The organism is Nonomuraea basaltis (genome assembly GCF_005893125.1).
GTDB lineage: Bacteria > Actinomycetota > Actinomycetes > Streptosporangiales > Streptosporangiaceae > Nonomuraea > Nonomuraea basaltis.
The window spans coordinates 44,651-53,326 of sequence record NZ_VCJS01000077.1; the positions used below are offsets into that span (position 1 = coordinate 44,651).

Consider the following 8,676-nt stretch of genomic DNA (forward strand, 5'->3'; position numbering starts at 1 on the left):
CTTTCTACAGGCCGTCGAACGGGTGAGAGAGGCGGGCGCCGGGGGGAAGGTCGCGGCGGACGTACCACTCGGTGCCGAACACGAAGCGGTAGAGCGGGCGGGGGACCTTCAGCATGACGGCGAGCGTGCGGTCGCTGTCGCCGCCGCTGGCCTGGGAGGCGTGCGCGGCCATGGACGCCCGCTTCTGTTTCGCGTATTTCCTGACGTTCACCCGGTGGGTGATGGTCTCGCTCGACGAGTAGGCGCTCTCGAACGTCCGCACGTCGAACTCCGGCGGGAACTTGTAGAACCTGCCCGCCAGCGTCAGCAGCCTGACCAGCGGATCCCGGTTGACCGTCGCCTCCAGCACGATCTCCGTGCCGGCGATCTCCGCGGCCCTCTTGCCCACCCGGTGCACCTGCACGTGGTCCGGGTGCCCGTAGCCGCCGGCCGGGTCGTAGATCGCCAGCAGGTCGGCCTCCTCCTCCTGCAGGATCGCGGCCAGGGCCTTGGCCGCCTCCTCGGTGTCGGCGTCGATGAAGGCGTCGTCGGGCCGCTCCTCGGCGCTGCCGCCCTTGGGGCTCAGCCCGGAGTCGCCGTAGCCGAGGCACTCGACGCGGGCGCAGCCCAGCACGGCGGCCGACTTGTAGAGCTCCTTCAGCCTGGTCTCGCGCAGCGCCTCGCCGGGCTCGATCTCGGCCAGGCCGCGCTCGCCCGCGGTGGCCACCACGAGCACCACGCGGTGTCCCTCGGCCGCGAGCATCGCCATGGTGCCCGCCGTCAGCAGGGCCTCGTCGTCGGGGTGGGCATGGAAGAACACAGCGGTACGTGGAGGCACACGCCCAGATTAGTCTGGGAGGGGTGCGGATCTTTCACGTGAGTGACTGTTACCTGCCACGACTCGGGGGGATCGAGGTCCAGGTGGCCGATCTCGTGCGCATGCAGCGGGAGGCCGGCCACGAGGTGTCGGTGGCCACGGCGACCAGGGGCGAGCCGCTGCCGGGCGTGCACAGGATCGTCGCGAGGATGCCGTTCGACCTGCCGGTGCACCCGTTCGGGGTAGGGCATCTCACTCGCAGATTCACCTCCTCGCGCCCCGACGTGGTGCACGTGCACACAGGGGCGGTCTCGCCGTTCGCCTGGATGGGCGTGCGGGCCGCGGCGCGGGCGGGCGTGCCGTGCGTGGTGACCGTGCACAGCATGTGGGATCCGGCCACGCGCGGGATCTACCGGCTGCTGCGGCTGGCGTTCGGCTGGCAGCGCTGGGGGCTGGTGGCCACCACGGTCAGCAACGCCGCCGCGGTGCCCATCCGCGCGGTGGCCGGGCCGGGGGTGCCGGTGCGGGTGGTCTCCAACGGCCTCGACCTGTCCGGCTGGGCGCCGGTCCCGGGCGCGCCGGAGCTCGCCGACCGGCGTGACGAGCTGCACCGAGAAGAGGTGCACATCGTGGCCGTGGGCCGGCTGGCGCCGCGCAAGCAGCCCGTACGCCTGCTCAGGCTCCTCCAGGCGGCCCGCGCCCGCGTGCCCGCCCGGATCCCCATGCGGGCCACGATCGTCGGCGACGGGCCCGCTCGGGGGCAGATGGCCCGCTTTCTGGCCAGGCACGGCATGGCGGACTGGGTGTCCCTGCCGGGCCGCTACTCGAGAGAGCAGATCGCCAAGGTGCTGGAGTCGGCGGACGTGTTCGTGGCGCCGGCCCCGCGGGAGTCGTTCGGCATCGCGGCGCTGGAGGCGCGCACGGCGGGGGTGCCGGTGGTGGCCAGGGCGCAGAGCGGAGTCGCGGACTTCGTCAAGGACGGCACCGAGGGGCTGCTCGGCCGCACTCTCGGCGACCTTGCCCGCGCGGTGGCCAGGCTGTGCGCGGACGCCGGGCTGCGCGAGTCGATCGCCGCGTACAACCGGGCCACGCCGCCCGCGGCGGGCTCGTGGCCGACGGTGCTGGAAGGGTTCGAGCGGGCCTACGAGAGGGCGCGGCGCAGGACCACGTAACCGTCGCGGTCGAACACCTTCACGTACCCCTGGCCCTGGAGCTCGTTGACCTTGGCGAGCTGGTCGTCGAACGAGCCGAAGGGATACTCCCAGCGTGCCGTGTCGGCCACCACCCACGGCGCGCCGTGCGGGGTGGGCGACCACAGCAGGACGGTCGTTCGCGAGGTCAGCGCGGGGCCGATCGAGTTGGCGGCCTCGACGGTGACGCCCGAGGGGACCTTGCTCACCGCCTCCGCGGCGGCGGCCGCCTTGGGCTCCTTGTAGAAGGCCGGATGGTAGAGCTGGTCGAGCGCGAACTTGGGGACCAGCGTGAGCGCGATCGCGCAGGCGGCCACGGACCAGGCCAGCTTGAGCGCGGCGTGCTTATGGTCGCGGCCGCTTCGGCTGGCTTCGCTCTCTCCTGCCGAGCTCCTCCGCTCGTCGTCGGAGCGTTCGAGCCGGCGCAGCAGCCTGGACAGCCCGTCCACGCCCGCGCAGAAGAGGATCACCACGGTGAACGCGGCGTACTGGAAGTCGGCCTGCCACCACTGGGCCCGGTCGGACAGCATGCGTTCGAGCACGTGCGGCAGCGCCGCCAGCGACAGCGGCGAGAGCAGGCACAGCATCAGCGTCGGCCACGCCAGCAGGAACAGCGTGTCGACCTTGGCCTCCTCGCTGAACGGCAGCAGCAGGGCGGCGAGCGGATCGCGCATGATCCCCAGAATCGCGCCGGGAATGTCCGCCCCGAGGTGCCCGTAAGCCCAGAAGTCCCTGGACTCGCCCCCGAAGACCGAGGTCACCAGGCCGCGGGTGAGCAGCACGGCCCCGATGCCGAGCATCGCGCACAGGACGCCGCGCCACCGGTCGCCCATGACGACCAGGCACAGGCCGACCCCGGCCACCATGAGTCCCATGTCCTCCTTGACGAGGAGGAGCGCGAGCATCGCCAGGAACGCCGGCAGCGTCCGCCCGGCGTGGTAGCGCTCGATCATGATCGCGGTGAGCACGGGGACGAACATGACCTCGTGCGCGTCGAACGCGACCGCCTGGGCCACGGGCCACGACAGCGCGTACGCCGCGGAGACCAGGTAGGCGGGCACCACGCCCAGCACGCGCCTGGTATAGCGCCACAGGAACGGGATCGCGGCGGCGAACAGCACCGCCTGCGCCACGATCAGCGTCTCCGGCCCGTCGTGGATCCAGTAGAGCGGCGCGAGCAGCGCGTAGATGGGGGAGAAGTGGTCGGCGAGCTGGAGGTATTCCATGCCGCGCCCGTGGAACATGCCCAGCACCGGAACGTGCGGCGGCCGGAAGGCGGCGTAGTTGCGCACCGTCTGGTCAAAGATCACCAGGTCGAACGTGGTGGCTCGGAAGGAGGCCAGCTTGACCAGCCCCAGCACGGCATAGGCCACCGCGGCGAGGAGCGCCATGGCGCCCACCCGCATGCGGTGGCCATTGAGCCGGATCCTCCAAGAGGCGGCGGCGCTCGCCCCCGGTCGCGCCGCAAGTGTGTCACCCGTCACGGGCAGCAAGACTAGAACGAATCCGCACTAATGTGACGCGGCCGCCGCGCCGGCCTGCCCCCCACAGGCGGAGCGGCGACCGCGGGCTTCATCAGGTGCAGGCGGCGGTGATCTTGGTGGAGAAGCCGTTCATCTTGCCGGTGAACTCGGAGACGCTGGTCAGGTCGCCGCCCTCCAGCGACTCGAACCCGGAGGCGAGCTCGTTCAGCGCGGCGGCGACCTCGCCGTCGTACTTGCCCGCCAGGTCCTTGGTCTTGTCCGCCGCCGTCTTCGAGGCCGTCCCGATGGCCTTCGTGTCGGTGGCGTTCTTGGTGACCTCCGAGCTCCAGTCCGTCATGATCTTGCTGGCGTCGTTGGCGGCGGTGTTGCAGTCAACGGCGTTCCCCAGGGCACCGCAGGCGGTGGTGAGAGCGGCAAGGGTAAGCGTCGCGGCCGCGACGGCCAGACGACGGCGAGGGGGAGTCATTTCCATGCCCTTCGTAGGTAAAGCGAACGAAGGGAACATTATGGATGGTGACTTGACCATCACTTGCACCCCACTAACACCACAGGCATCAAGCCGGCGTAAAACCGTGCAGCGGGACCTGCGCAACTTCCTCCGGTTCGGGCAGTGAAAGATCTAGGAGCCCTCGTGGGCGACAAATCCGGCGAACATGTCGGTTGGCGACCATAGTCATCATTTAGGGGCAATTCGCCGCGCTCGTGCACCACCCATGGCTGGTTCCTCCGGGATGCGTATCCCGGTGCGGACGATCTCGGCGTCGGTGGGGTCCCGGCCGGCCTCGACGTACACCTGGTTGGCCATGCGCGCGATGTCGAGGCGCTGCGAGAGAGCGAGGGCGTCTGAGATCACCACGCGCAGGTCGCCTTCGAGCAGCTGCCGCGCTTGGTGGCGTAGCGGCGGACCACGCTCGCCCTGCCCACGCCTCCCGCCGCGGCGACGCCGTCCACGGTGAAGTCGAGGCCATGGGAGAACTCCAGCCCAATGGCGACCTGCCTGATACGGTGGTTGACCGTAAGGTCGGGTTTTGCGGCCGAGTGAAGTCCTGGGCCTGCGACACCCACTCCGCCGCATCCGATCGACAACGCGAACGCTGGGCCTGTTACGTAGGGACGAACACTCCAGGCGCCGGTCTCACGGGCGGATCAGGTCCCGGTTTCAGGAACGGTTCACTTGCCGGTCTCAGGGGCGGGGACCACCAGGACCGGCCGGCGCGCGTGGTGCAGCACCCGGTCGGACGTGCTGCCGAGCAGCAGCGAACGCACCCCGCCCAGCCCCCGGGTCCCGGTCACGATGAGATCGGCGTCGATCTCGTCGGCCACGTCCACGATCGTCGCCCATACGGCCACCGCGTCCGATTCGCACCGCGGGGTGGCGTCCAGCCCGGCCTGCCGGGCCAGGTCCGCGCCGTGCCGGGCCAGCTCGCGCATCGCCTCCCCGATCGCCTCGTCCGCGGCGGGGTCCCCGTCCATGGCGGTCATGAGCCCGGCCGAGGTCCTGGCCGAGGTCATCGCCAGCCGCTCCCACACCGTCAGCACGACGGCGGACCGGCCTTTCAAGATCTGGCCCGCGAAGGCGATCGCCGCCTTGGCGTCGTCGGACCCGTCGTACGCGATCAGAATCGTCATGTCGGCCACTCCCGAAGCAAGAGGTCGGATCGTCCCTCTTTCCCGAGCGGCCCGCTTCACGCCTGGCGGACGACAGGACGCGCCACCAGCGAGCGCCTAGCGGACGGCCGCGGCATAGGGCGACCGAGCCAGCCTCACGGAGTGAGGCGATGAGCGCAGCATCGACAGCCCCGCCACCGCCAGCACCCCGAGCTCGGTCACGACCACGGCCCGCTGGGTCAGCCCGGCCGGGATGTCGTCGTTCGTGAGCGGGATCCCGAACATCCGCACCACGTACGGGACCACGACCATCACCAGCGCGCCGAGCGCGAGCCAGCAGAGGATCCGCATCGCCTTGGCGTACCGGATCCTGGCCCTGGCCAGCAGCAGCCCGGCCAGGGGCATCACCAGGAAGGCCGCGAAGGCGGCGTACCGGTGGATGCCTCCCGACAGGGACAGCGGCACGCCGGGCCGGTCGGTGGGGAAGGCGCCGATCAGGAACATGCTCGCGCCCCACGCGAGCAGCAGCCCCACGACCCAGCGGTTCATGTCCGCCCGGCGCATGGCCTCCGCGATGAGCGCCGAGCCCACCGCGAACAGCGTCAGCGAGGCGGGCAGCAGCCAGCCGGACGCGTGGAAGGCGTACTCGCTGATGACGCTGTGCAACGGGTCGAGGCCGGCCTCGGCGTGCAGGGTGAGCATGGCGCCGGTCCCGGTGCCGATGGCCGCGAATCCACTGACAAGCAATGCCTTCATGCCTCAAAGCTCGTGGAACGCGGCCTTCCGGAGTATCGGAGATCGGCCCGAAACGGCCCTGAGGCATCCCCTAATACTTAAGTCTTGACGGGCTGGGAGGACCCCTACTGACCTGTGCGGATGTAACCCTGGGTAGGGCCTGCCCCCTCAGGGTGGGTACGGGAACCACCCTTGATTTGACTTAGAGCGCACTCGAAGGGCGAACCTGAAGACATGACGATCCAGGAGGCCGCGCAGCGGTCGGGCCTGAGCGCTCACACGCTTCGTTACTACGAGCGCATCGGGCTCATCCACTCCGTCGGCCGCAACGGCAGCGGGCACCGCGACTACGCGGAGGAGGACCTGCGGTGGCTGGAGTTCCTCACCAAGCTGCGGACGACCGGCATGCCGATCGCCGACATGTGCCGCTACGCGGAGCTGCGCCGCATGGGCGGGCACACCGCCGACGAGCGCCGGCAGATGCTGGAGCTGCACCGGGAGCGCGTCAGGAGCAGGATCGCCGAGCTCACCCAGGACCTGAAGGTGCTGGACTACAAGATCGACCTCTACGGGGGACACGCATGAACAGGCGCATTCTCGGAACCGGCGGCCCTCGGGTCTCCGCGCTCGGCCTCGGCTGCATGGGCATGTCCGAGTTCTACGGCAAGGGCGATGAGAAGGAGTCGACGGCCGTCATCCACCGCGCCCTCGACCTCGGCGTAACCTTCCTCGACACGGCGGACATGTACGGCCAGGGCGCCAACGAGGAGCTGGTCGGCCGCGCCGTCAAGGACCGGCGTGCCGAGGTGGTGCTGGCCACCAAGTTCGGCGTCAAGCGCGAGGGCGGCAGCCGCTCGGTCGAGAACAGCCCGGAGTACATCAGGGCCGCGTGCGACGCCTCGCTCCGCCGCCTCGGCGTCGACCACATCGATCTCTACTACATGCACCGCCGCAACCCGGCGGTCCCGATCGAGGAATCGGTCGGAGCCATGGCGGAGCTGGTCGAGCAGGGCAAGGTACGCCACCTCGGCCTGTCCGAAGTGAGCGCGGCGACGCTGCGCGCGGCGTCCGCCGTGCACCCGATCGCCGCGCTGCAGAGCGAGTACTCCCTGTTCACCCGGGGCATCGAGACGGAGATCCTGCCTGCGGCCCGCGAGCTGGGGATCGCCCTGGTGGCGTATTCGCCGATCAGCCGCGGTTTCCTGACCGGCGCGCTGCCGCCGGCCGGCGAGCTGCCCGCCGACGACTTCCGCCGGAGCATGCCGCGCTACACGGGCGAGAACGCCGAGCACAACACGGCGCTGGTGGCCGAGGTACGGAAGATCGCCGACGCGGCGGGCGTCACGGCGGCGCAACTCGCCCTGGCCTGGGTGCTCGCTCAGGGGGAGGACGTCGTGCCGATCCCGGGCACCAAGCGGTTGAAGTATCTGGAGGAGAACGCGGCCGCGGCGGACATCACGCTGACGCCCGGGCAACTGGCGGCGCTGGCGGCGGCCGTGCCGGTGGATGCGGTGCGCGGCGAACGCTACCCCGGCGGGAGGGTGACGGAGCTGGAGCACTGAGGTCACAGGGCGTCGAAGTAGGCGCGGACGGTGGTCGCGCCGGCCCGGGTGTGCACGCGCACGAGATCGCTGAGCAGGTTGACGATGAGCAGGCCGCGCGAGCCCGCGCTGCGCGGATCGACCGGCCGGCGGCCCGCCAGCGGGTCGGTGATGTGCCCCGTGTCGCTGACCTCGCACACCAGCAGGCCGGCCTCCGCCCACACCCTGATCGTGCCGGAGCCGCCGCCGTGGTCGAGGCTGTTGGCGCCCAGCTCGGCCACGGCCAGCCGGACGTCGTCGAGCCGGTCGCCGGTGAAGCCCAGCAGGGCGGCCTGCCGCGCGGCCAGGCCCCGCGCCGCCGACAGGTTGGTGTGGTCGAAGCGCAGCGACAGGCACTCCTTCGGCTCGTCCAGCGGCCTGTTGTGCCCGTCGACCACCCGATCGGGCGCGTAGTCGTCGCTGTGCCACTCCCCCGAGACGTCGCGCAGCACGGGATGGGTGCGCGCGGCCTCGCGGATGATGGCGGAGTCCAGGCCCACGGCGTCGTACGGGCACAGGATCGTGGCGGGCCGGCCCGCGAACGACAGGTTGATCAGCGCCTCGTGCTGGGCGCACGCGGGGTATTCCGCCGCGCTGCGCCCTGGCCAGATCGGCTCGCCGATGATCCGCACGCGGTCGTGGGGATGCCGGTCGGCGAAGTCGCGCAGCACGGCGGGGATGATCCGCCCCGGGTTGCGCCCGGCCACGCTCATGTCGAGCAACCGCACCGCCTCGGCGTCCGCGCCGAGTTCGGCCTCGATCATGGCGAGATTCCTGCCGGGGACCGCGACCGCGACGGGCTCTCCCGCGGCCAGTCCCTCTCGCACGAAGGCCGTGGTGGCAGCTACGTACTCCAGGTCGCTCCGGTAGATGAGCGCCGGGTGCGAGAACGGTTCGGCCAGCATCAGACTTCACGCTACCCAAGGATGATGACTTCATGGCGATCCGTTGGGTACCTAATGCGTTGTGAAGAGAGTCCAGGTCATCCGCCGCCCCCAGTACACACGACGGCTGCAACCGCTCGATCTGCGCACCCCCTCTGGCCGCCGGCTCCCGTTCTGAGCGTGGCGAATCTATGCTCGTCAAACGCTCCTCGGCCTTAAGGCCGGGGGCCTTGCCCGGCGTGGACGGCCGTGCGCCGTAGGCGGGTGGGCCCTGTTTGACCAGCCCGAGCCATCACCGGCAAGGAGGTGCATCCTTGATGGCTACGTTTCACGCAGGACAGCAGACCCACCGTGCCGTGCTTCCTCAGCGGCACGCTCTGGAACCTGTCTTCGCAGACA

The 8,676-nt window shown here is 70.5% G+C and carries 11 protein-coding genes; 3 read left to right on the forward strand and 8 right to left on the reverse strand.

The window, feature by feature from the left end; all coding sequences use genetic code 11:
• Positions 1-4 precede the first annotated feature (4 nt).
• Positions 5-817, reverse strand: coding sequence for a PIG-L deacetylase family protein (locus EJK15_RS31970; protein WP_240777351.1), 813 nt, complete (start codon positions 815-817; stop codon positions 5-7).
• Positions 818-840: 23 nt separating this feature from the next.
• Here EJK15_RS31970 and EJK15_RS31975 point away from each other — a divergent pair, with 23 nt between their 5' ends.
• The gene (locus EJK15_RS31975) at positions 841-1,968 is read left to right on the forward strand and encodes a glycosyltransferase (protein ID WP_171074651.1); all 1,128 of its coding nucleotides are present in this window, start codon (positions 841-843) and stop codon (positions 1,966-1,968) included.
• On the opposite strand, the gene EJK15_RS31980 is transcribed toward EJK15_RS31975, so the two are convergent.
• The 6 genes from EJK15_RS31980 to EJK15_RS32005 all read right to left on the reverse strand — a co-directional run bounded on the left by EJK15_RS31980 (position 1,938) and on the right by EJK15_RS32005 (position 5,834).
• Positions 1,938-3,470, reverse strand: a complete 1,533-nt coding sequence (locus EJK15_RS31980; RefSeq protein ID WP_240777352.1) for a DUF2079 domain-containing protein — start codon at positions 3,468-3,470, stop codon at positions 1,938-1,940. The genes EJK15_RS31975 and EJK15_RS31980 overlap by 31 nt on opposite strands.
• Before the next feature lie 91 nt (positions 3,471-3,561).
• Positions 3,562-3,936: a hypothetical protein gene (locus EJK15_RS31985; protein WP_138714202.1), complete on the reverse strand. Its 375-nt coding sequence runs from the start codon at positions 3,934-3,936 to the stop codon at positions 3,562-3,564.
• A 210-nt stretch (positions 3,937-4,146) separates the two neighbouring features.
• On the reverse strand, positions 4,147-4,326 hold the full coding sequence (locus tag EJK15_RS31990; RefSeq protein ID WP_138714203.1) for a hypothetical protein: 180 nt from the start codon (positions 4,324-4,326) through the stop codon (positions 4,147-4,149).
• Positions 4,320-4,535 carry a hypothetical protein gene (locus EJK15_RS73065; RefSeq protein ID WP_206061210.1) on the reverse strand — a complete coding sequence of 72 codons (216 nt, stop codon included), beginning with the start codon at positions 4,533-4,535 and terminating at the stop codon, positions 4,320-4,322. The genes EJK15_RS31990 and EJK15_RS73065 overlap by 7 nt, the downstream gene beginning before the upstream one ends.
• 105 nt (positions 4,536-4,640) lie before the next feature.
• Positions 4,641-5,099: a universal stress protein gene (locus EJK15_RS32000; protein WP_138714204.1), complete on the reverse strand. Its 459-nt coding sequence runs from the start codon at positions 5,097-5,099 to the stop codon at positions 4,641-4,643.
• A gap of 96 nt (positions 5,100-5,195) precedes the next feature.
• Entirely contained in the window at positions 5,196-5,834 is a 639-nt protein-coding gene (locus EJK15_RS32005; RefSeq protein ID WP_138714205.1) for a DUF998 domain-containing protein, read from the reverse strand.
• A 213-nt stretch (positions 5,835-6,047) separates the two neighbouring features.
• Between EJK15_RS32005 and EJK15_RS32010 the strand changes: the two genes are divergently transcribed.
• On the forward strand, positions 6,048-6,398 hold the full coding sequence (locus EJK15_RS32010; RefSeq protein WP_138714206.1) for a MerR family transcriptional regulator: 351 nt from the start codon (positions 6,048-6,050) through the stop codon (positions 6,396-6,398).
• The gene (locus EJK15_RS32015; RefSeq protein ID WP_138714207.1) at positions 6,395-7,375 is read left to right on the forward strand and encodes an aldo/keto reductase; all 981 of its coding nucleotides are present in this window, start codon (positions 6,395-6,397) and stop codon (positions 7,373-7,375) included. Before EJK15_RS32010 ends, EJK15_RS32015 begins: the two co-directional genes overlap by 4 nt.
• A 2-nt stretch (positions 7,376-7,377) precedes the next feature.
• Here the strand turns inward: EJK15_RS32015 and EJK15_RS32020 are convergent, their stop codons facing one another.
• The gene (locus EJK15_RS32020) at positions 7,378-8,298 is read right to left on the reverse strand and encodes an anti-sigma factor RsbA family regulatory protein (RefSeq protein WP_138714208.1); all 921 of its coding nucleotides are present in this window, start codon (positions 8,296-8,298) and stop codon (positions 7,378-7,380) included.
• Positions 8,299-8,676: the final 378 nt, after the last annotated feature.